This is a genomic window from Arthrobacter sp. 49Tsu3.1M3, assembly GCF_900168135.1.
Classification (GTDB): Bacteria; Actinomycetota; Actinomycetes; order Actinomycetales; family Micrococcaceae; genus Arthrobacter.
The window spans coordinates 82,902-103,525 of the sequence record NZ_FUZD01000013.1; the positions used below are offsets into that span (position 1 = coordinate 82,902).

Below are 20,624 nucleotides of genomic sequence, written 5' to 3' on the forward strand. Positions count from 1 at the left end.
GCTACGATCCCCCGCCGGCGGGCGGAGGAACGGCGGACGGAGGAACGGAGGGTTCAGGCGGCGCGGGCGGCGCAGACACGTGCCGGCCCCACGCCAGCTCGCGGAGCCGGACCAGATCCAGCGCCGGCTGGGCCGGCGGAACGCCCGGACGCTTCCGCGGAACCAGGACCCGCAGTGCATGGGGTTCGATCGTGCACCGTACGGGGGTGGTCATGATCAGAGCCTCGCCGTCCACCCCGACAGGGATCTCGGGCACGTCGGCGCCGACAACCACTTCGGCCGCCGTGCGCTGGATCAGCCCGTGCTTCGTCGCCCGGCGCAGCAGGCCCACAGCTTCCCGCGTGCTGGCGGCAGAGATGGTCACCGCACCGAGCACGCCGCGGTCCAGCCGGGTCCGGCGGCCCAAACCCGCGACGTCGTTGCTTCCGTAGGGCCCGTTGCTCACCAGCACCGCCTGCGGGCCGTCCACCGTGATGCCGTCCATCTGGGCGCGCAGGCGCGCGCCCTTGTCGCCCCTGATCAGGTCCGGGAGCATTTCCAGGACCGTACCGGCCTTGTCGCCGCGGTACTCCGGGCTTTGCACCACCTCCGCGTAGACGCCAAAGGATGCGTTGTTCACAAAGGTCCGGCCGTTGATCTTGCCCAGGTCAACGTGGAGCTCCGTCCCGTCGCGGAGGGCATCCAGGCAGCCCGTCGGGTCCTCACGGTCCAGTCCGAGGTCCAGGGCGAAGTGGTTGCGGGTACCGGCACTGATCACCAGGAACGGAAGGTTGTGCTCGGCCGCGATGCCGGCCACCAGCGCCTGGGTGCCGTCACCGCCGGCGACGCCGAGCAGGTCGGCCCCGCGCTCCACGGCTTGCCGGGCCAGCGCATCGACATCCACCTGCCCCGGACCCTCAAGAAGTGCCACCTCGGCGCCGAGTTCCTCCGCCTTCCGCTGGAGGTCGAACTTCACCACTTTGCCCCCGCCGGACCGTGGATTCATCACCAGGAAGGCATGCCGCCAGGCGGGTGCGGGGTGTTCGGCCATCGCCTTGCCCTCGCCCCGTTCGCGGAGGGCTGCGCGCGCACACACCAACGCAACAAACCCCAGCGCCAGGGTGATGATGACCTCCCGCAACAGGCCGGCCTGAATGAACAGGACCAGGACCACCAGCGGGGCGAGTATCGCCAGCCCCAGCGCACACCAGCGCATCACACCGCGGCTGATGAGGAACCAGTAGATCCCGGCCACGGTCACCACGAGGCCGCCGGCGCCGGTCAGGAGCAGCGCAATGGTTCCCGCCAAACCCGCAGCCACCAGCGGGACGAGCGCCGCGCAGACCACTGCAGCGTAGGCCGCCCTCGCCCACCAACGCCGGGTTTGTGGGACCTCGTCGAAAGGGATGACAGTCATGTCCTGCTCCTTGCGGTAATCCGGCCCCTAGAGTGGCTTCGGCCGGTCTCGCCGCCTGCGGCTGGGCCGTCAGGTCTTGATTTTCGCTACGGTCATAAGGATCGCCGAGTCTTCCTCGGCCTCCAGGCTGTGCAGCCCCTCGGGCACGATCAGCAGGTCGCCGGCCTTGCCCTGCCAAGATTCGTTGCCGGCGCGCAGGCGCACGCAGCCGCGGAGCACAAACACCGTCGCCTCGCCGGGGTTCTGGTGCTCGCTCAGTTGCGTCCCCGCCCTGAACGCCATGACGGTCTGGCGCAAGACCTTCTCATGCCCGCCAAACGCAGTGTCCGCGGCGCGTCCGCTGGGTGCCGCCACTGCGGCAGCCAGCTGCTGCCGGGCAAGGGCATCGAGCGATATCTTCTGCATGGGGCCACCCTACTCAGAAACCGGGCCCCTGCCGAGGGTCCTTCGCCCCGGACCGGCCCCGATACCGGTCACCGGAATGCTGCAGCCCTAGTACGCCACGTCGAATCCGCGGAACTCCCCCGTCGCGGCCGAGACCGATTCTTCGACGTCCTCCACCCGGCCGGGCGCCTCCGGCGAGCGCAGCCAGCGCCGCAGTTCCAGCACCACGGACTGCGGCCCCTCGGCCACGATGCCCACGGAGCCGTCGGTGTTGTTCCGGACCGTGCCGCTGAGCCCCAGTTCCTCGGCCTTCCGGACGGTCCAGTAGCGGAAGCCGACCGCCTGGACCACACCGGACACCCGCGCGTTCAGCCGCACGGGCTCGCCGGAATCCGCCGGAAACTGCACAGGATGTTTGCCAGCCATGTTCCCAATGTAGCGCCCATCCGGGCGCGCGGTTTCGTCGCACATGTTTGGTACCGCCCGCCCAGTCTCATCCGCCAGACACCAAGGGACCTTTGCCTCTTTCCCGGGGCGGCCGTCCGCGAAAGGCTGGCTTCCGGCACTGGAGCGATTTGTCGAAGACCCGGCAACAGCACAAAGAAGTGCTCTTACCCTCCACCGGCGGTCACCACCGCCAGACAAGGACAAGACAAATGGCCGGACAGTTCGAAATCTTCACCGACGCGGAATCCAATGTACGGTTCCGGCTTCTCGCCGCCGACGGGACCGTGTTGGCGATTTCCACAGCATTCGACGACAAGCGCCAGGCGGCGAACGGCATCATGGCGGTGCGCGAGTGCGCCGGCACCGGGCTGATCCGGGAGATCAGCAGCAACCCATGGACCGGGCAGCGCGGCAGCAGGAATGCCTCTCCAACCGCTGCGGTCCGTGAACACCCCCACCGCCACCGGCACCTGCCCGCTGTCTAACCCAGCGGCGTCCAACCCAGCTACTTCGCCGGTTCCGTCACAGTGCCCGTGCCCGTTGCCCCGCCGTTGCCCGCCGGACGCAACGAAGTGATCATCTTCCGGACGTCCTGGTACTCCGCCGTGGTGGCGTAGAGCTTCGCCTTCTCCAGGTACGGCAGCCCGGGGTCACCGGGCGTCGTGTTTTTCGTGGGGTCGTACGCCTGGCCGAACAGCGCGCCGCTGGGCGGCCAGAGGAAGAGCTGGAACATCGGACACGACGTGGGCCCGGTCTCCTCCGGCATCATGGTGATGCCATACGACGCGTAGGTGGGCGGCGAAGCCTCCTTCGCAGCGAAGTCGCCCCGGGCCTCGAAGACGAAGCGCGGCGGGCTCTGGTCCGCCGCACCGGGTTCGGCGAGCGCCTGCATCGGCTGGGAGTCGATGAGCAGGTACGGCTGTTGATCGCCGCATTCGGCACCCGTGACGATGTTCGTGCGCAACGCGGCCATCTGCTTCCCGGCGGCGTTCACAACGTCCACGAACTCACCCCCGAGCGGCGCCTCCCCCGCAGGGTCCCGGATCACCCACGTGGCCGGGTAGTCGAAACTCAGCGTCCCGTCCGACGTCGTGAACGTCATCCAGCCGGACGACGACGGCGGGAGGCCCGAAGCGGTCGGTGTTGCCGCCGCGGTGCTCCCCGGAGCCGTTCCCGAGGCTGTGTCCGTGGCTGACGCCGACGGCGTGGTTCCCTGTGTGCCCTGCGAAGAGTCTCCCGACTGGGTGTTTCCCGGCTGGGTAGTGCCGGCAGGCGGACCCGCGGACGTTGCCTCCGGCGCAGCGCCGGATGTCGCAGGGGGCGCCGCCGGTGACCCACAGCCGGCCAGCAGCAGGGCCGCGAGCACCAGCGCCGAAAAAAACGGAGCCGGAGCCGGAACCGCAACCACTGTGAGCCGTCGCCTCGCCATGAGCCCGGGCCCGCCCTACTGCCCCGCCGGGCGCAGTGAGGTAATCATCTTCCTGATGTCCTGGTATTCAGAGGTCTCCAGGTAGGCCTCCGGGGTGTCGACAAAGGGCTCGTTGCCCGGGGTGGTGTCGAAGGGGTTATAGACGCCCCCGAACGACGCTCCGCTGGGCGGCCAGGTGAAGAACTGGAAGATCGGGCAGGCATCGGGCCCGGACGGTTTGGGCGCGGAACTGATGCCGTAGGCCATGACATTGGCTTTCGTGGGATCCTTCTCGGCCGGATACAGCCGCAACTCAAAGATGAAGTGCGGCGTGACGCCCTGCTGGGCCAACGCCGGAACCTGCACCAGATCGAGCACCGAGTATGGGATCCGCTGTGTGCACTCCGCGCCCGGGGCCACGTTGGTCTTCAAGGTGGCCAGCGACTTGCCGCCCGCGTTCTGGACCTCCAGGAACACGCCGCCGGGCGCGGCCTCGGCGCCGCGGTCCTTGACGGTCCACTCGGCGGGGTGGTCGAACTCGAGCTTCCCGTCCGGGGTCTTAAGGGTCTGCCAATCCGCCGCCGTCGGCGCCGGGGTGCCCGGCGCCGACGGCGGCTCGGTCGGCGGGACATCGACGGCGCCGCTACTGGCTGGCGCGGACGTCAGCGGCGGCACGGTGGGCATCGACGGCGACGTCGGCCCCGGGCCCGCGGGCGCACCGCAGGCACCGAGCAGCGCCGCGACCAAGAAGCCGGCCGATGCTGCCGTGCCAAACGCCGCGAGTCGACGCATGTCACCCTCCCCCTGGGATTCAAGTGGTTCGACCATTCTGGAGCGTCCGTCAGCAAAATCAAGAGGCAAAAGTCCCGGAGTGGCGGGCCGAAACCTGTCCAGGGCCGCGGCCGGACTGCGCCGGACTGCCATGGTCCGCGCCGGAACCTGCCGAAGACCTGCCGGGCCCGCCCGGCTCCTGCAGCGGCGTGAGGAGACCCACGTTGACATCCCCGCGATTTCAGTTGCCCGTGGAAGCTTGCTAGAGCTTAAGTAATGCAAGAGTTCCTCACCCAAGCAATGCCGTTCCTGGCCATGGCCCTCGCCGTGGTTGCCGGGCTCGTCCTGTCCTGGCTGGTGCGCAAGATTGTGCTCCGGCTTAACCGCAGCAAGCCCGAACTTCGCGAGACCTCCCGCGTGGCCCGGTTGCCGTTGCGCTTGTCGCTCTGCCTGATCGGCGTCCGGATCGCGCTCGCCACCAGCGGCGGGGATCTCGAATGGCGCCACGGCCTGGACCATTTGCTGCTGATTGCGCTCATCGGGTCGCTGGCCTGGCTGGCCATCGCCATGCTGCTCATCATCGAAGCAATGGTGCTGACCCGGTACCGGGTGGATGTCGCGGACAACCGCCGCGCCCGGCGGCTGCGCACCCAGGTGATCCTGGCCCGGCGGATCGGCGTCGCATTGATCGCGGTGGTGGCCCTGGGCAGCATGATGCTGACGTTCCCCGCAATCCAGGCGCTCGGCGCCGGACTTCTCGCTTCCGCAGGCGTGATCTCGATTGTCGCGGGCCTCGCGGCGCAGACCTCGCTGGTCAACGTCTTCGCCGGCATCCAGCTCGCGTTCACGGACGCGATCCGGGTGGACGACGTGGTGGTGGTCCAGAAGGAATGGGGCCGGATCGAGGAGATCACCCTGACCTACGTGGTGGTCCACATCTGGGACGACCGCCGGCTGATCCTGCCCTCGACGTACTTCACCACCACCCCCTTCGAGAACTGGACCCGGCGGCAGTCCGAGGTCATGGGCACCGTCGAGTTCGACCTCGACTGGCGCGCTCCCGTCGAGGCAATGCGCGGCGAGCTGAAGAAGGTCCTGGCCGAGACGCCGTTGTGGGACAAGCGCGTGGGGATCCTGCAGATCACGGACGCCACCGCCGGCTTTGTCCGCGTGCGCATCCTGGTCAGCGCCGCGGACAGCGCCTCCCTGTTCGACCTCCGCTGCCTGATCCGCGAGGAACTGGTGCTGTTCCTGCAGCAGGACCACCCGACGGCGCTCCCCCACGTCCGCCTCGAATCGCTGCCGCCGGCGCTGGCGGCGTCCACTTCCGGGAACGCGTCCGACGCCGCCACGGGGTCCAAGCGCCCCGGCAAGGGTGCTGCTACAGCCGAGCACCACCGGCACCCGGACCCGCACGACTCCCAGCTGTTCACCGGGTCCATCGAGGCGATCCAGCGCTCCAAGGCCTTCTCAGGTCCCGGCGAGGACGTCTTCGAGGACCGCGACAACGCCATCGCCTCGCAGAACTAGCCGGGGACGGGCGGCGGCGATGGGTGGCTGCGGCCGGACAGGTCTTCCCAGCCCCCGCCAACTGGTCAATAATCAGACGTTGGCGGGTCAGCAACGCGCTGCCCCCTTGTCTGCCGGACCAGCTGAGGAGCCCCCATGACGGTCGAACAAGCCCCCGCGGAAACACCCAAGGCGACTGCCGGCGACTGGTTCCAGCGCGCCGTCGTCTATCAGATCTATCCGCGCAGCTTTGCCGACTCCAACGGCGACGGCATCGGCGACCTCCGCGGCATCATCGGCAGGCTGGACTACCTCCAGCGGCTGGGGGTCGACGTCGTCTGGCTCTCCCCGATCTACACCTCGCCGCAGGACGACAACGGCTACGACATCAGCGACTACCGGAACGTGGACCCGCTGTTCGGCACCCTCGAGGAGCTCCGGGAACTGACCGACGGGCTGCACGAGCGCGGCATGAAGCTGGTGATGGACCTGGTGGTCAACCACACCTCGGACGAGCACCCCTGGTTCGTGGAATCCCGGTCTTCGAAGGAGAACCCGAAGCGCGACTGGTACTGGTGGCGGCCGCCGCGTGACGCCGACGCCGGGGCCTCCCCACGGCGCACGGCGGCGGAGCCGACCAACTGGGGCTCGGCGTTCTCCGGGCCGGCGTGGGAGTTCGACCAGGCCACCGGGGAGTACTACCTCCACATCTTTTCGAAGAAGCAGCCGGACCTGAACTGGGAGAATCCCGAGGTCCGCGCCGCGGTCTACGAGATGATGAACTGGTGGCTGGACCGGGGCGTGGACGGGTTCCGGATGGACGTCATCAACTTCATCTCCAAGGACACCTCGCTCCCGGACGGCCCGGTGGCCGACGGCAAGCTCATTGGCGACGGCTCCCCGTTCTACATCGACGGCCCCCGCATGCACGAGTTCCTGCAGGAGATGCACCGGGAAGTCTTCGCGAACCGCACCGGCGAACTGCTCACCGTCGGCGAAATGCCCGGCGTGACCGTGGACGACGCCATCCTGTACACCGATCCCGCCCGGGCCGAGGTGGACATGGTGTTCCAGTTCGAGCACGTGGCGCTGGACCAGGAGGACGGCGACAAGTGGCGGCCCAAGAAGCTCCTGCTCACCGAGCTGAAGCAGACCCTGGGCCGCTGGCAGGAAGGGCTGGCCGAGACCGGCTGGAACAGCCTGTACTGGGGCAACCACGACCAGGCCCGCGCAGTGTCCCGCTTCGGCGACGACAGCCCCCGGTACCGCGAGCTCTCCGCCAAAATGCTAGCCGGCATCCTGCACCTGCACCGCGGCACGCCCTACGTCTACCAGGGTGAAGAACTGGGCATGACCAACATGACCTTCGGCGCGATCAGCGATTACCGCGACATCGAGGTCCTCAACCACCACCGCGAAGCCACCACGCACCTGGGCCACACGGACGCCGAGGTCCTCGCCGCCCTCGCGCCGCTGAACCGGGACAACGCGCGGACCCCGGTCCAGTGGGACGCCTCCCGGCATGCCGGCTTCACCACCGGGGCACCCTGGATCGCGGTGAACCCGAATGCCAACCACATCAACGCCGCTGCCCAGGTGGATGATCCGGACTCGGTCTACAGCTTTTACCGCCAGGTGATAGCGCTCCGGCATGCGGAGCCGGTGGTCTCGCACGGGAACTTCACCATGCTGCTGCCGGATGACCCCCACGTCTATGCGTTCACCCGGGCCCTGACCGGGCCCGGTTCGGCCGTTTCTTCCGGCAGTCCCGCAGACAGTCAACCAGGCAGTCAGTCAGACGGCGCCGGGATTCCGGAGCTGCTGGTACTGGGTAACTTCTCCGGCGAGGAGCGCGACGCGGACCTCGGGGACGAGGCCTGGGGTGACGCGGAGCTGGTTCTGGGCAACTATCCGGCCGACGGCGGCTCTGCCGCGGGTTCTGCCGGCCGCTCTGCCTCGGGTTCACCCGAGGGTGCAGGGCTGGACGGCCTATCCCCGGGCGCCATACGCCTGCGGCCCTGGGAACTGCAGGTGTTGCGCCGGCGCCGCGGCGCCTGATCGACGACCCTTAACGCCAGCCCACGAAAGGAAGCCACGCATGACCATTCCGCCAACCCCCGGACCCGATCCGTTTCCGCCGGAACCAGGCCCCACGACGCCGCCGCCCGAGCCCGGAGACCCGTTCCCGCCGGAACCCGGCCCGGTCACGCCGCCGCCGGTTCCAGGGCCCGAGCCGGTACCCGGTCCCGCGCCCACGCCGTCACCGGAACCGGGGCCATTCCCGACGCCGCCCGGTCCCCTCCCGATTCCGGATCCCGGCCCGGTGCCGCCACGGCCGGACCCAACCCGCTTCTAGCGGGCGTCACCGCGCGGAGAGTCCGTGCAGGAACCGGCGCACCTCCGCGTTGAAGGCAGCCGGCGCTTCGACGGCCGCCATGTGACCGACGTCGGGAATCATCACCAGCGTCGAGCCAGGGATCCGCCGGTTCATCTCGCGGGCGACGCTCTGCGGCGAGCGGACGTCGTCCGTGCCGTACAGCAGCAGGGTGGGCACCGCGATGGTGGGCAGGACATCGCGGTAGTCGGCGTGGGCGTTCGCGTTCAGCAGCGCCCGCATGCCGCCCGGGTGGAAGTCGGCCATGATCGCGCTGGTTTCCTGCACAGCCGCCGGATCAGCGTGTTCCGTGAACAAGGTGGGCAGCCATACGGGGATGAATTGTTCCGCCGGCTGATCGAGTTCGGCGAGCACCTGCGCATAGCGGCGCTCGACTTCCTCGGGCGGCAAAGATCCGGCCCAGCCGGCGTACGCCGAGACCAGGAGCAGCGACGCCGGCACTGACGGGTGTGCCCGGTAGAACTCCAGCGCAATGCCGGAGCCCATGGACATCCCGAGGACGTGCGGCCGGCCGGGAACCGCTTCCCGCAGGAAACCTGCCAGGGCGTCGCCCAGGTCCTTTCCGGTGAAGTCCGGCGGCGGATCGTCCGAGCCGCCGCACCCCGGTGCATCCCAGGCGAAAACCGTGAAGTCAGCCTGCAGATCCTCGAGCTGCCCCCGCCAGATGCGGCTGTCTTCGTAGGCGCCGTGCAACAGGACCAGCGGCGGACCCTGGCCCGCACGCCGGTACCGGATGCGCAGGCCCGCAACTTCGACGGTCTCCATGAGGCAATGCTAGGCCGGGCCACGGCCCCCTCGGCAGGGTCAGGTGGGGCAGACCCAGGTGGGGCCGGTCCAGGATGGGCAGGCTCAGGTGGGGCCGGTCCAGGATGCGCAGGCCCAGGATGCGCAAAGCCGCCTGCCGACGCGCAAATGACCCTGCAACACCCGAATTCAGGTGTCGCAGGGTCATTTGCGCGTCGGCAGGACGATTGCGCGTCGGCGCTACGGCAGGACGATGTCCCGGGTGCGGTGATCGTACTGGATGACCAGGAGGCCGCCGCCGTGGTGGACTTCGTGGTTGGGTCCGTCGAAGACGCCAAACGCACCGTAGTTCTCATCCCAGGACCGGTTCAGGGCGATCTTGAAGGAGTAGAAGCCGGCAGGAATGTCCGCGGCGATCTTCCAGAGCTGATCCACCTGGTCCAGTTCCATCTGGACTTCGTCGTACTGCGGTGCCCAGTTGGCGGGCGCGCCCAGCAGAATGCTGAAGTCGCCGGCAACCGCGACGGCGTCCGGCTGTTCGATGGTGTCGACGCTGACAGCCGAGGCCGCCGCCGGGGCTTCTGCCGACGCCGCTGCTGCGGACTGTGCGGTCTTCGCTGCGGGCTTGCGCTTGCGCACTGCCTTGGCCACGGGGGCCACCGCCTCCTCGATAAGCTTGGCGGCCCTGCCGGCAACCTTGGCTGTTTTCGACGGCGCTTCCTCGGCGGCGGCGGCCGGCGTTGCTGCTGTCTTTGCTGCTTTCCCCGGCTTCGCCGGCTTTGCCACGGGAGCAGTCGGCAGCGGCGTGCCCGCCGGAACGGGAGTGCCGGCGTCGAGCGCTGCGGCGAAGGCGGCGGGATCGGCGAAAGCCACCGTGGCGCGCTGGCCGTCGTCGGTGATGGACCAGCCGGAGCGGCCCTTAACCAGCCAGCCGGCCTTGACCAGCTTGGCCGTGGCGGTGGTCAGCGTCTTGTGGCCGCGGGGAATGCCGCCACTGAGGAGTTCGCGTTCGTGGTCGTTGAGGGGCACCCGTGCGATTGCCTCGCCCAGGACGGCTCCGGCATTCAGCTTCTCGCCTGTCCATACCTCCTCTGCCAGGACATCCAGCACGGCCTTGAGCCGAAGGTTGGTGTTTTCCGCGGTGTTCGCGCCCATGGGTCTCCTTTAGAAGCAATTGATCCACCTGCATTTTGCCAAGGAAATGTTAGTTTTTGCGAGCGGATCCGGTTAACTCTGTGTGTCGTGACCCACTATGACAGGGCTGGACGGGGGGCGCGAGGGACCAACTCGGCCCTACCCGCGAGTAGAAAAGCAACGCGGGGTCACTTACCGCCCATGGAAGGGCCTTGGACCGGCCGTAAGTGACCCCGCGTTGTTCGGGGTTACTCCTCGGCGCTCCATTTGGCGCCGGTCTGGGCCATGTAGGCGGCGACCGCGGCTTCGGTGGTGGGATAGAAATGCTCCGGCTCGATTTCGCGGGTTAATCCGTAGCGTTCGATCTTCTCCCGGGTCCGGTGCTTGAGCTCGGCGAACACAAGGGAGATGCCCTGTTCGTTCAGCTCGACGTCCAGATCCAGCAAAACGTCCGCTGCGGTGGTGTCCACGTCCGTGATCGGTTCGGCCGCGATGATGATCCACCGCGGCTTGGGTTCGGTCCGGGCCAGGTGCCGGATGTTGTCGCGGAACGGCCGGACGTTGGCGAAGAACAGCGGGGCGTCCCACCGGTAGATGACCAGGCCGGGCAGGTGCTTCGCGTCCGGGTGGACGTTGACGTCATGGAACCCGTCATAGCCGGGCACCCGCCCGATCACGGTCTCGTACGGCCACCACGCCCGGCGGAAGATGTTCAGGATGGACAGCCCCACCGCAATGCCGATGCCGGGCAGGACACCCAGGAATGCAACGCCGAGGAAGGCGGCCATGCACAGGTAGAACTCGGTGCGCCTCTGGTGCCAGAGCCGAACCGTCCCGGGAATGTCGGCGAGGGAGATCGACGCCGTCATCACGACCGCTGCCAGGGCCGGCTGGGGCAGGTTCCGGAACAGCCCCGGCAAAAACACCAGCATGAGGAGGATCAGCACGGCGCCCGTCACGCCGGTGAGCTGCGACTTCGAGCCGGAACGTTCCGCGACGGCGGTCCGGGATCCGCTGGTGCTGACCGGGAAGCCTTGGAAGAGGCCCGCGGCCAGGTTCGCGGCACCGATCCCGATCATCTCCTGGTTGCCGCGGATTTCCTGCCCGGTGCGTGCGGCGAACGCCGTCGACGTCGAGATCGTGTCCGTCAACGACACCAGCGCAATCCCCAGGGCCCCCGCAAACATCAGCCCGAGGTCCGCGAATTCCACCTGGGGGATGGTGAACGGCGGGAAGCCCCGCGGGAGTTCCCCGACCAGCGATACGCCCTTGGCGGCCAGGTCGAAGACCGCCGTGGCCGCGATCGCGGCGACCACCATGACGAGTACCGCAGGGACCTTGGGCAGCCAGCGCTGCAGGACCAGGATCAGCACAATCCCGCCGATGCCGACCGCCGCCGCGGCGACCACCGTCTCGCCATTGGCCACGCCCTCGACGAATCCGACCAGGTCACCAATGAAGTTTTCGCTTTCGATCTTGAACCCGAAGAGCTTCGGGAGCTGGCCCACCAGGATGGTGATCGCGAGACCGTTCATGTAGCCGATCATCGTGGGCTTGGAAATGAGGTCGGCGATGAAGCCGAGTTTGGCCACGGACGCCAAGACCATGATGGCGCCGACCATGAGGGCAAGCATCGACGCGAGCGCGATCGCCTTCTGCGGGTCGCCGCCGGACGCGACGAGGGGCAGGACCGTCGCGGCGATCATGGGCCCGAGTGCAGAGTCGGGCCCCAGGACGAGGACGCGGGACGGGCCGAAGACTGCGTAGGCGAGCAGGCAGAGGATGCTCGTGTACAGCCCGGTGATCGGGGGCAGCCCCGCCAGCTCGGCATAGGCCATGCCCTGCGGAACGAGCAGCGTCGTCAGGACGACCCCGGCGACGACGTCCTTGCCGAACCAGTCCTTCTGGTACGTCGCGACGGCATCGAATCCAGGCGCCGCCCGGCGCAGCCAGCCCTTGCGCCGCTCGCGAGTCTTCGTCATATCTGCACTCTGCCGCCCGTCCCCGCCCGGCGCATCCCCCGGCAAGGGTGAACCGCGCCGGCCGGCGCAATGCGCCCTGGCGGAACCGGCCGCGCGTTCCCGTTGTGTCCCCGGGCCAATGGGCCTAAAGTTGCGGTCTGCCCAGTGCGCGCCGTCCCGCCGCCGAACTTGCGCCGGATCAGGTGCCGGACAGGGCGTCCCACCGTTCCCACTGTTGCTACTGTTCCCACTGAGGAGATATCTATGGAAACCCGCACACTCGGTTCACTCACCGTCTCAGCTCTGGGATTGGGCTGCATGGGCATGAGCGAGTTCTACGGCCACGGCGAGGACAACGAGTCCATCGCCACCATCCAGGCGTTTCTCGACGCCGGCGGAACCCTGCTCGACACCGCTGACATGTACGGCCCCTTCACCAATGAAGAGCTGGTGGGCCGGGCCATCGCGGGCCGGCGCGACGAGGTCGTCCTGGCCACCAAATTCGGCAACGAGCGGCGGCCCGACGGGTCCTGGGTGGGCATCAACGGCTCCCCCGACTACGTGCGCGCCGCCTGCGATGCCAGCCTGCAGCGGCTGGGCGTGGACCACATCGACCTGTACTACCAGCACCGGGTGGACAAGACCGTCCCGATCGAGGAAACCGTCGGGGCCATGGCTGAGCTGGTCCAGGCCGGCAAGGTCCGGCACCTTGGCCTGTCCGAGGCCAGCGCCGACACCGTGCGCCGGGCCCACGCGGTGCACCCCATCACCGCCCTGCAGACCGAATACTCGCTGTGGGAGCGCGAACCGGAGACCAAGGTCTTCCCGGTCCTCGCCGAGCTCGGCATTGGCTTTGTGCCCTACAGCCCGCTGGGCCGCGGTTTCCTGACCGGCCAGTTCCGCAGCCCGGAGGACTTTCCAGCAGACGATTTCCGCCGGCACTCCCCGCGTTTCCAGGGCGAGAACTTTGACCGCAACCTGCAGCTCGTGGACCGGGTCAAGGAGTTGGCGGTCGCGTTGGGCTGCACCCCGGGGCAACTGGCACTGGCCTGGCTGCTGGCCCAGGGCGAGCACATCGTTCCCATCCCCGGCACCAAGAAGGTCAACCGCCTGCGGGAAAACCTGGGCGCTGCCGACGTCAAACTCTCCGCCGAGGACTTGAAGCGCCTGGACGAACTGGCTCCGGCCGGGGTGGCAGCCGGAGCGCGCTACCCGCACATGGACTCGATCGACGTCTAACCCGGCCGTTCGACATCCAACGCGGGGTCACTTACGGCCCGTCCGGGACCTCCGGATGGGCCGTAAGTGACCCCGCGTTGCTTGGGTGGTTAGTGTCCGGACGCGGCGAGTTCGGCCAGCAGCTCGGCCTTGCGTTCCTCGCTCGCGAAGGAGGACCGGATTGAGTTCGCGGCCATCCGGACGCAGTCGAACTCGGACAGGCCGATCACCGATTTCAGCTGCGCGAAGTTGTCGTCCACGTACCCGCCGAAATACGCCGGGTCGTCCGAGTTCACGCAGACGTTCAGCCCCGCGGCGAGCATCGCCGGCAGCGGGTGCTCGGCCAGGGTGTCCACCGCGCGGAGCCTGACGTTGGACAGCGGGCACACGGTCAGCGGCATGAGCTCGTCCACGAGCCGTTCCACGAGCTCCGGGTCCTCCATGCAACGGATGCCGTGGTCGATCCGCTCCACCTCGAGGAGGTCCAGCGCGTCGATGATGTACGACGGCGGGCCCTCCTCGCCGGCGTGCGCGATCCGGTGCAGCCCGGCGTCCTTGGCCCGGGCAAAGAGCCGCTCGAACTTGGCCGGCGGGTTGCCCACCTCGGCGGAATCGAGCCCGATGCCGGCGATCGGGGCGCCCATGGCAAGCAGCTGCTCCAGGACCTCGAGGGCGGATTCCTCCGTGAGGTCCCTCAGGAAGGCCGCGATCAGGAGGGTGGAGATGCCGAACTCTTCGCGGGATCCGGCCAGCACCGAGGCCACGCCGTTGACGCACGTCTCCAGCGGTATCCCGCGGGAAAGGTGGGCCTGCGGGTCCAGCATGATCTCGGCGTGCCGGACCCCGGCGAGCGCTGCCCGGGCCAGGTAGGCCCGGGTCATGTCGGCGAAGTCCTGCTCCGTCTGCAGCACAGCCATGTTGGCGTAGTACAGGTCCAAAAAGGATTGCAGGTCAGTGAATTCGTAGCGCGAGCGCAACTCGTCCAGGTCCGCATAGGGCAATGGGATCCCGTTGCGTTCGGCCAGCGCGAAAATCAGCTCCGGTTCCAGCGTTCCTTCGATGTGCAGGTGCAGCTCGGCGACCGGGAGCGGGAGGGGTTCGCCGGCCTCCGGCTCTTCCGGCCGTTCCGGCTCTTCCGCGGTCAACTGATCCCCGTCGTCGTGTGTTTCCATCCGGTAAGGATATGCCCGGCGCTGCGAGGAGCGGATAGAGTCGAACCAATGCAAAGTAAACAGCATGCTTCCCATTTGCCGGGCCCGGCCGGCCGGGATCTCATTCCTGATCTGGTTCCCGCCAATCCGACGGACGGTTTTGTCCGGGTGCGCGGCGCCCGGGAGAACAACCTGCGCAACGTGGACGTGGACGTGCCCCGCGACGCGATAGTCGCCTTCACCGGCGTCTCCGGCTCGGGCAAGTCCTCCCTCGCCTTCGGCACCATCTATGCCGAGGCGCAGCGCCGCTACTTCGAATCCGTAGCCCCGTACGCCCGCCGGCTCATCCAGCAGGGGCACAACCCCAAGGTGGAAATGATCACCGGGCTGCCGCCCGCCGTCGCGCTCCAGCAGCGCCGCGGGACGCCGAGTTCGCGCTCCACAGTGGGCACCCTCACCACGCTGTCCAATTCGCTGCGCATGCTCTTCTCCCGCGCCGGCAGCTATCCGGACGGCGCCGCCCCGCTGGACTCGGACGCGTTTTCGCCGAACACGGCCGCCGGCGCCTGCCCCGAGTGCCACGGCCTGGGGATCGCACACACCGTCACCGAGTCCTCCCTGGTCCCGGACACCTCGCTGAGCATTCGCGACGGCGCCATCGCCGCCTGGCCCGGGGCCTGGCAGGGCAAGAACCTGCGCGACATCCTCACCCACCTTGGCCACGACGTCGACACCCCCTGGCGGAAGCTGCCCAAAAAGGACCGCGACTGGATCCTGTTCACCGAGGAACAACCCGTGGTGGAGGTGACGCCCCAGCGCGACCGCGTGGCCAAACCGTACAAGGGCCGGTTCTGGAGCGCCAAGAGCTATGTGCTGCATACCCTCGCCGATTCCAAGAGCACCACCATGCGCGAGAAGGTGCTGCGCTTCATGGAAACCGGCCCGTGCCCGGTCTGCGGCGGCAGCGGCCTGACTCCGGCCGCGCTCGCCGTCACCTTCGCCGGGCACACCATCGCCGAGCTCAACGCCGTCCCCATGACCGAACTGGCGGACATCATCCGTCCCACCACCGAACTCACGGAGGCCGGCACCGCGTCCCGCAAGCAGTCCTCCGGCGAGGGCAACGAGGTGGCCGTCGCCATCACCCGCGATCTCCTGCAGCGCGTCACCGTGCTGCTGGACCTCGGCCTGGGCTACCTGGCGCTGGGCCGGTCCACGCCCACGCTCTCCCCCGGCGAAATGCAACGGCTTCGGATCGCCACCCAGCTCCGCTCCGGGCTGTTCGGCGTGATCTACGTGCTGGACGAGCCCTCCGCCGGGCTGCACCCCGCCGACGCCGAGCCCCTCCTCGCAGTCCTGGACCAGCTCAAGTCCTCCGGCAACTCGGTGTTCGTGGTGGAGCACAACATGGACATCGTTCGCCGCGCCGACTGGCTGGTGGATGTCGGTCCCCGCGCCGGTGAAGGCGGCGGCGAGGTGCTCTACAGCGGCCCCGTGGCCGGCCTGGCCGAGGTGGACGCGTCCGTGACCCGGCCGTTCCTGTTCCCGGACGGTTCCGCTGGTTCGGCCGGCGCTGACGGCGGCGGTTCCGGCATTACGGACGACGGCGGCGGTTCCGCCGCCGGCGGTACCCGGCGGGAGGCTGCCGGCTGGCTGGAACTGCGCGACATCAGCCGCCACAACCTGCGCGAACTCGACGCCGACTTCCCGCTCGGCGTGCTGACCGCGGTCACGGGCGTCTCCGGCTCCGGCAAGTCCACGCTGGTCAGCCAGGTCCTGGCCGAGGTGGTCGGCGCCAGGCTGCACCCGGAGCCAGACGCTGCCAAGGCCCCCGAGGACCTGGAGTCCGACGCCGGCGAGTCCACCGAACCGCTCAGTGTCGGACCGGTCTCAGGCCTGGACCAGCTGGACCGGCTCGTCAAGGTTGACCAGAAACCGATCGGCCGCACTCCGCGCTCCAACCTCGCCACGTACACCGGTCTCTTCGATGCGGTCCGCAAGGAGTTCGCGGCCACGGACGAGGCCAGGGCGCGGGGCTTTGGTGCCGGCCGCTTCTCCTTCAACGTTGCCGGCGGCCGCTGCGAGACCTGCCAGGGCGAGGGCTTCGTCGCCGTCGAACTGCTGTTCCTGCCCGGCAGCTATGGCCCTTGCCCCGAGTGCCATGGCTCGCGCTATAACCCGGAAACCCTTGAGGTGACGTACAAGGGCAAGAACGTGGCGGAGGTGCTGGGCCTGACGGTCAATGCCGCGGCGGAGTTCCTCGACGGGGTGCCGGCAGCGGCGCGCAGCCTGCAAACATTGCGCGAGGTGGGCCTGGGCTATCTCCGCCTCGGCCAGCCGGCCACCGAGCTCTCCGGCGGTGAGGCCCAGCGCATCAAACTCGCCACCGAACTGCAGCGCGCCCAGCGCGGCCACTCCCTCTACCTGCTGGACGAGCCCACTACCGGCCTGCATCCGGCCGATGTCCAGCTCCTCATGGCCCAACTGCACCGGCTCGTGGACGCCGGCAACACCGTCATCGTTGTGGAACACGACATGGATGTGGTGGCCGCAGCGGACTGGGTGATCGATCTCGGCCCGGCCGGTGGCGACGCGGGCGGCGAGATCGTGGCGATCGGGACCCCGGCCGCCGTCGCAGGCTCCACGGCGAGCCGGACGGCTCCGTACCTGGCCGCAATGCTCGGAAGCTGATTCACGCGGGCATGGCGGCAACGCGGGCCGGGGGCGTCACTACGGCCGGCGAGCAGCGGTTCGCAGGCGTCGGCGTCACTGCGGGCCGGATGATAACGGCAGAAGCACCCAAAGTAACGTCTTGATAACGGCGCAGGGCTGACTTAGCCTAGTGTCCATGCCCGGCAACCGGGTATTGCATGCCCGGTGCTACCACCACCAGATACTGCCCGACCGGTAGACACCGCTATGACCTCTATTGTCAGGGGCGGGCAGTGGCGTAAAAACGTCCGGGGACGGACCGAGCGCTGGTGGGCCTCAGGAGCATCTAAACCATGAAGAAATCAACCTATGGCACTGCCGCGCGCCGCGGCGTCACTTTCGCGGCCGTCTCCATTGCAGGCGTCGCCCTGTCCGCCTCGGCCGCGAACGCGGCCGTACCGACCACAGCCCCCGCCTCCACGTGGGACTCGCTGGCCCAATGCGAAAGCGGCGGGAACTGGTCCACCAACACAGGAAACGGATACGCGGGCGGGCTGCAATTCAGCGCCAGCACGTGGGCGGCCCACGGCGGCACGGGGTCTCCGGCCAATGCCAGCCGCGCACAGCAGATCGCCGTCGCCGAGAAAGTGCAGGCCAGCCAGGGCTGGGGCGCGTGGCCGGCCTGTGCCGCCAAGCTGGGACTGCGCGGCGGCGCCGCGGCGCCGCAGAGTGCGGCCACAGCACAGCGGCCCACCGCGGTTCCCGTCGCAGCCCAGGCTCCCGCCAGGTACGTCCCTAAGACAACCGTGCCGGCACCCCGCCACGTTGCACCGGTATCCGTAACTGGCCAGACCTACACCATCCGGAGCGGCGAAACCCTGAGCACGATCGCCGGGAAACTCAACCTCGCCGGCGGCTGGCGAGCCCTGGCCGACGCCAACACGGCGACCATCAGCAACCCCCATCTGGTGTTCCCGGGCCAAGTGCTGCAACTGCCCGCATAAGGCGGTTACGGGCACGTGGCGTACAGCAAGCCACACAGCACGACGCCGGAGCGATCCCTCAACGGGACGCTCCGGCGTCGTGGTGCTTCAGTGAGCCGTGGGTTGAGCCGTTCGGGCTTAGGCGGCCTGTGGGATTTCGCGGATAATCCGCACCTTCCAGGCGGCGTCGTCGCTCGTGTCCAGCAGGGCCACAGTGCCCATGGCCAGGTGCAGCGCTACCCGTTTCGCGGCGAGGAGCTCAAGGTAAAGGCTTTCGTTCATCCGGGCCGGGGCGTCAATGACGTACTTCACGGCGTCGCGGACTTTGCGGTAGTTGGCGCTCCGCTCCCGGTGAAGGTGCAATTCCAGCATCCGGCGCTGCTTGATCCTGGGCTCGTGCCGGTTCAGCCAGGACACCGCGGCGTGGACGGCTACCACCAGGGTGAGAGAGATGACGTAGATCTCCCAGCCACTTGAGAGCAGGAACAGGGGCAGGTTGGCGATCGCCACCGCGGCGATGAAGAGGCGGAGGGCCACCAGGCGCCGCATGGTGAGGGCCACGCCGGCCATAGCCGCGCGGAACCCGCGCTGCTCGTCGCGGGCGGCAACCGGATCCAGCGTGAATTCCTCCAGCACCACTATCCCGTGGGCTTCGGGGCTGAGCATTTGTCCGTACTTGGGCACGAACGGCGCCGGTGCGTCAGTTACTGTTGTTGACTCTGCTAAATATGACTCTGCTTGATAGGGCATGGGCGTGTCTTCCGTGGCGGCGGGAGTGGTTCATGTTATTTTAGCGGCTCTCCAGCACGCCTGTCTGCCCTGTTCCGGCATGTGAGCACGCTCACCGGCACGCGCCAGCAATTGGCGCATTTGGTCCGTGGCCTCAAACTGGAGAGATGCAGACTTTCCTCCCCTTCCCCGATTTCCAGCAGAGCGCCGCGGCTTTGGACCGTGTGCGGCTCGGCAAGCAGCGCGTCGAAGCGCTGCAGATCCTGCGTGCGCTGGTGATCCCGGAGTACGGCTGGCAATCGCACCCGGCGATCCGGATGTGGATGGGGTACGTCCCTGCGCTGACCATGTACGGCCTGGCCATGGTGGATGAATGGACGGCCCGCGGCGGCGAGGACACCACCCGCGAGAAGATCATGGAGTTCGCCCCGCAGGCGGCCCACCCCGACTACGCCGCCAAGATCGCGATGCCGCCATGGCTGGGCAATGCGGATTTCCACCTCAGCCACCGCTCCCGGCTGATCGCCAAGGATCCGCGGTTCTACACAGACGTCTTCCCGGGCACCGACCCGGACCTGGAGTACATCTGGCCCGAACCGAAGCACGAGCTGGTGCCCGAGGATCCTGCCGGGGACCGCATGTGGGTCCTGCGCCTGCCCCTGGGCGACACCGAGCCGGCACAACTGAAGACCGTCAGCCTGCCGCCGGTTGGCCGCAGCAAGGCCCCCGCGGACGACGACTACCAGTTCGTCTACGCCGACTCGGGCTCCCGCCGTCCCGGCAAGGTGCGCAAGCTGCCCCCGAAGCAGCTCGTCAAGAAGCCCACCCGCAAGCGCCAGCAGCAGGAGGAGGCGTTCACCACCCTGCCCGGCAACTCCGTGGTTGCCATCCCGGTCAACGGCGGCGCCGCCTTCGCCGTCGGCAAGGTCCTGGGCCGCCCGATCACGGTCGACGGCCAGTTCGCACGCAACTTCCAGGTCGACGAGATCGTGGACCGCTCCGCTTTCGATTACCCCGCCCTGATGCAGGACCCCCGGGCCTTCTTCCCGATCCCGGCGAGGTAGCAAAGGGCCGCACTGAACGACGCCGAACGACGCCGGGCGGCTCCCGGCGTCGTTCGCTGCGATGGTTTCGATGGCTGCGCGGGAGTCCGGCGCGTGAACGCGGTCCGTGGGGCACCAGGTTCTCCGGCGCGGGCATACGGTTCGCCGGCACGCGGTTCAGCAGGTGACAGATTGCTGCAGATCGGGCCCGGTCCAGGGGCCTACCCGGGCGGAGAAAGTGAACGTATAGGTTCCCTTGCCGCTGCCCTTGCTGAGAACCTTGACCTCATGCGTGGTGTCCGCGGGGGCAATCTCGGTCACTGCTTGGGGTCCGGTGGGAGACGTCAACGTCGCCGTATACCCTGTCGCCCGGGCTACAGCGGCAAAGCCCGTGAAACTGATGACTGCACCCTTCTTCCCTTGGATGGTGGTGCATTCCAGCGTGCCATTGATGGATGTCGGCGCAGGAACCGTATACGTGCCCACATCCAGGGCGGCAGTGGTTCGGGCCGTGAACGCCGCGTAGGCCAGCCCGGGAGCCCCCAGCACCACGGCCACAGCCAGGGGGACGGCCAGTAGCCCAGTCCGATGAGCCAGCCACCCGGGCGAGACCCGCGGGGTTGCCGCAGAGCGGTTGGCGAGGTTCACTGGTGGCACTTTCTCTCCGGGCAGTTGATCGTTGCTTCAACTCTGACAGCC

Annotated in this window: 19 protein-coding genes; 8 read left to right on the forward strand and 11 right to left on the reverse strand. The window is 68.3% G+C overall.

From position 1 onward, the window contains the following. Position 1: 1 nt before the first annotated feature. The 3 genes from B5X90_RS14240 to B5X90_RS14250 all read right to left on the reverse strand — a co-directional run bounded on the left by B5X90_RS14240 (position 2) and on the right by B5X90_RS14250 (position 2,206). On the reverse strand, positions 2 to 1,396 hold the full coding sequence (locus B5X90_RS14240; RefSeq protein WP_079554126.1) for a diacylglycerol/lipid kinase family protein: 1,395 nt from the start codon (positions 1,394 to 1,396) through the stop codon (positions 2 to 4). 69 nt (positions 1,397 to 1,465) lie between these two features. Beyond that, positions 1,466 to 1,801, reverse strand: coding sequence for a cupin domain-containing protein (locus tag B5X90_RS14245; protein ID WP_079554128.1), 336 nt, complete (start codon positions 1,799 to 1,801; stop codon positions 1,466 to 1,468). Positions 1,802 to 1,888: 87 nt separating this feature from the next. Continuing rightward, positions 1,889 to 2,206: an acylphosphatase gene (locus B5X90_RS14250; protein ID WP_079554130.1), complete on the reverse strand. Its 318-nt coding sequence runs from the start codon at positions 2,204 to 2,206 to the stop codon at positions 1,889 to 1,891. A 230-nt stretch (positions 2,207 to 2,436) separates the two neighbouring features. Here B5X90_RS14250 and B5X90_RS14255 point away from each other — a divergent pair, with 230 nt between their 5' ends. Then, positions 2,437 to 2,712, forward strand: a complete 276-nt coding sequence (locus tag B5X90_RS14255) for a YegP family protein (RefSeq protein ID WP_079554132.1) — start codon at positions 2,437 to 2,439, stop codon at positions 2,710 to 2,712. A gap of 20 nt (positions 2,713 to 2,732) precedes the next feature. On the opposite strand, the gene B5X90_RS14260 is transcribed toward B5X90_RS14255, so the two are convergent. After that, the gene (locus B5X90_RS14260; protein WP_256860242.1) at positions 2,733 to 3,329 is read right to left on the reverse strand and encodes a hypothetical protein; all 597 of its coding nucleotides are present in this window, start codon (positions 3,327 to 3,329) and stop codon (positions 2,733 to 2,735) included. On the opposite strand from B5X90_RS14260, the gene B5X90_RS21685 reads away from it, so the two are divergent. Then, the gene (locus B5X90_RS21685) at positions 3,319 to 3,741 is read left to right on the forward strand and encodes a hypothetical protein (RefSeq protein ID WP_256860243.1); all 423 of its coding nucleotides are present in this window, start codon (positions 3,319 to 3,321) and stop codon (positions 3,739 to 3,741) included. The two genes, B5X90_RS14260 and B5X90_RS21685, sit on opposite strands and share 11 nt — an antisense overlap. Here the strand turns inward: B5X90_RS21685 and B5X90_RS14265 are convergent. Beyond that, positions 3,672 to 4,463, reverse strand: coding sequence for a hypothetical protein (locus tag B5X90_RS14265; protein ID WP_143264762.1), 792 nt, complete (start codon positions 4,461 to 4,463; stop codon positions 3,672 to 3,674). The two genes, B5X90_RS21685 and B5X90_RS14265, sit on opposite strands and share 70 nt — an antisense overlap. 219 nt (positions 4,464 to 4,682) lie before the next feature. On the opposite strand from B5X90_RS14265, the gene B5X90_RS14270 reads away from it, so the two are divergent. Both B5X90_RS14270 and B5X90_RS14275 read left to right on the forward strand, forming a co-directional pair. Then, positions 4,683 to 5,936, forward strand: a complete 1,254-nt coding sequence (locus B5X90_RS14270) for a mechanosensitive ion channel family protein (protein WP_179129153.1) — start codon at positions 4,683 to 4,685, stop codon at positions 5,934 to 5,936. Positions 5,937 to 6,071: 135 nt separating this feature from the next. Continuing rightward, complete coding sequence (locus B5X90_RS14275; RefSeq protein ID WP_079554134.1) at positions 6,072 to 7,973, forward strand: alpha-glucosidase; 1,902 nt, start codon at positions 6,072 to 6,074, stop codon at positions 7,971 to 7,973. Positions 7,974 to 8,277: 304 nt separating this feature from the next. Here B5X90_RS14275 and B5X90_RS14280 read toward each other — a convergent pair whose 3' ends face one another. The 3 genes from B5X90_RS14280 to B5X90_RS14290 form a co-directional block, all read right to left on the reverse strand. Beyond that, positions 8,278 to 9,075, reverse strand: a complete 798-nt coding sequence (locus B5X90_RS14280) for an alpha/beta fold hydrolase (RefSeq protein ID WP_079554136.1) — start codon at positions 9,073 to 9,075, stop codon at positions 8,278 to 8,280. Between the two features lie 219 nt (positions 9,076 to 9,294). Beyond that, positions 9,295 to 10,209: a pullulanase X25 domain-containing protein gene (locus B5X90_RS14285; RefSeq protein ID WP_079554138.1), complete on the reverse strand. Its 915-nt coding sequence runs from the start codon at positions 10,207 to 10,209 to the stop codon at positions 9,295 to 9,297. 227 nt (positions 10,210 to 10,436) lie between these two features. After that, positions 10,437 to 12,170 (reverse strand): SulP family inorganic anion transporter, encoded by a 1,734-nt coding sequence (locus B5X90_RS14290; protein WP_079554140.1) that lies wholly within the window; start codon positions 12,168 to 12,170, stop codon positions 10,437 to 10,439. A 243-nt stretch (positions 12,171 to 12,413) separates the two neighbouring features. Between B5X90_RS14290 and B5X90_RS14295 the strand changes: the two genes are divergently transcribed. Next, on the forward strand, positions 12,414 to 13,388 hold the full coding sequence (locus B5X90_RS14295) for an aldo/keto reductase (protein WP_079554142.1): 975 nt from the start codon (positions 12,414 to 12,416) through the stop codon (positions 13,386 to 13,388). A gap of 89 nt (positions 13,389 to 13,477) precedes the next feature. Here B5X90_RS14295 and B5X90_RS14300 read toward each other — a convergent pair whose 3' ends face one another. Beyond that, positions 13,478 to 14,539 (reverse strand): adenosine deaminase, encoded by a 1,062-nt coding sequence (locus B5X90_RS14300; RefSeq protein WP_079554144.1) that lies wholly within the window; start codon positions 14,537 to 14,539, stop codon positions 13,478 to 13,480. 48 nt (positions 14,540 to 14,587) lie between these two features. Here B5X90_RS14300 and B5X90_RS14305 point away from each other — a divergent pair, with 48 nt between their 5' ends. Both B5X90_RS14305 and B5X90_RS14310 read left to right on the forward strand, forming a co-directional pair. Then, complete coding sequence (locus B5X90_RS14305; RefSeq protein WP_079554146.1) at positions 14,588 to 17,209, forward strand: excinuclease ABC subunit UvrA; 2,622 nt, start codon at positions 14,588 to 14,590, stop codon at positions 17,207 to 17,209. 314 nt (positions 17,210 to 17,523) lie between these two features. Beyond that, positions 17,524 to 18,174, forward strand: a complete 651-nt coding sequence (locus B5X90_RS14310) for a LysM peptidoglycan-binding domain-containing protein (RefSeq protein ID WP_079554148.1) — start codon at positions 17,524 to 17,526, stop codon at positions 18,172 to 18,174. A 117-nt stretch (positions 18,175 to 18,291) separates the two neighbouring features. Here B5X90_RS14310 and B5X90_RS14315 read toward each other — a convergent pair whose 3' ends face one another. Continuing rightward, positions 18,292 to 18,819, reverse strand: a complete 528-nt coding sequence (locus B5X90_RS14315) for a hypothetical protein (protein WP_079554150.1) — start codon at positions 18,817 to 18,819, stop codon at positions 18,292 to 18,294. 230 nt (positions 18,820 to 19,049) lie between these two features. Here B5X90_RS14315 and B5X90_RS14320 point away from each other — a divergent pair, with 230 nt between their 5' ends. After that, a complete protein-coding gene (locus B5X90_RS14320) occupies positions 19,050 to 19,946 on the forward strand; it encodes an MSMEG_6728 family protein (protein ID WP_079554152.1) in 897 nt (298 codons plus the stop codon). A 156-nt stretch (positions 19,947 to 20,102) separates the two neighbouring features. Here the strand turns inward: B5X90_RS14320 and B5X90_RS14325 are convergent, their stop codons facing one another. After that, complete coding sequence (locus B5X90_RS14325) at positions 20,103 to 20,573, reverse strand: hypothetical protein (RefSeq protein ID WP_143264763.1); 471 nt, start codon at positions 20,571 to 20,573, stop codon at positions 20,103 to 20,105. Positions 20,574 to 20,624: the final 51 nt, after the last annotated feature.

Coding starts and splice junctions, on each gene's coding strand:
- B5X90_RS14240 (WP_079554126.1), bottom strand. CDS start 1,396: ATGACTGTCATCCCTTTCGACGAGGTCCCACAAACCCGGCGTTGGTGG.
- B5X90_RS14245 (WP_079554128.1), bottom strand. CDS start 1,801: ATGCAGAAGATATCGCTCGATGCCCTTGCCCGGCAGCAGCTGGCTGCC.
- B5X90_RS14250 (WP_079554130.1), bottom strand. CDS start 2,206: ATGGCTGGCAAACATCCTGTGCAGTTTCCGGCGGATTCCGGCGAGCCC.
- B5X90_RS14255 (WP_079554132.1), top strand. CDS start 2,437: ATGGCCGGACAGTTCGAAATCTTCACCGACGCGGAATCCAATGTACGG.
- B5X90_RS14260 (WP_256860242.1), bottom strand. CDS start 3,329: ATGACGTTCACGACGTCGGACGGGACGCTGAGTTTCGACTACCCGGCC.
- B5X90_RS14265 (WP_143264762.1), bottom strand. CDS start 4,463: ATGGTCGAACCACTTGAATCCCAGGGGGAGGGTGACATGCGTCGACTC.
- B5X90_RS14270 (WP_179129153.1), top strand. CDS start 4,683: ATGCAAGAGTTCCTCACCCAAGCAATGCCGTTCCTGGCCATGGCCCTC.
- B5X90_RS14275 (WP_079554134.1), top strand. CDS start 6,072: ATGACGGTCGAACAAGCCCCCGCGGAAACACCCAAGGCGACTGCCGGC.
- B5X90_RS14280 (WP_079554136.1), bottom strand. CDS start 9,075: ATGGAGACCGTCGAAGTTGCGGGCCTGCGCATCCGGTACCGGCGTGCG.
- B5X90_RS14285 (WP_079554138.1), bottom strand. CDS start 10,209: ATGGGCGCGAACACCGCGGAAAACACCAACCTTCGGCTCAAGGCCGTG.
- B5X90_RS14290 (WP_079554140.1), bottom strand. CDS start 12,170: ATGACGAAGACTCGCGAGCGGCGCAAGGGCTGGCTGCGCCGGGCGGCG.
- B5X90_RS14295 (WP_079554142.1), top strand. CDS start 12,414: ATGGAAACCCGCACACTCGGTTCACTCACCGTCTCAGCTCTGGGATTG.
- B5X90_RS14300 (WP_079554144.1), bottom strand. CDS start 14,539: ATGGAAACACACGACGACGGGGATCAGTTGACCGCGGAAGAGCCGGAA.
- B5X90_RS14305 (WP_079554146.1), top strand. CDS start 14,588: ATGCAAAGTAAACAGCATGCTTCCCATTTGCCGGGCCCGGCCGGCCGG.
- B5X90_RS14310 (WP_079554148.1), top strand. CDS start 17,524: ATGAAGAAATCAACCTATGGCACTGCCGCGCGCCGCGGCGTCACTTTC.
- B5X90_RS14315 (WP_079554150.1), bottom strand. CDS start 18,819: ATGCTCAGCCCCGAAGCCCACGGGATAGTGGTGCTGGAGGAATTCACG.
- B5X90_RS14320 (WP_079554152.1), top strand. CDS start 19,050: ATGCAGACTTTCCTCCCCTTCCCCGATTTCCAGCAGAGCGCCGCGGCT.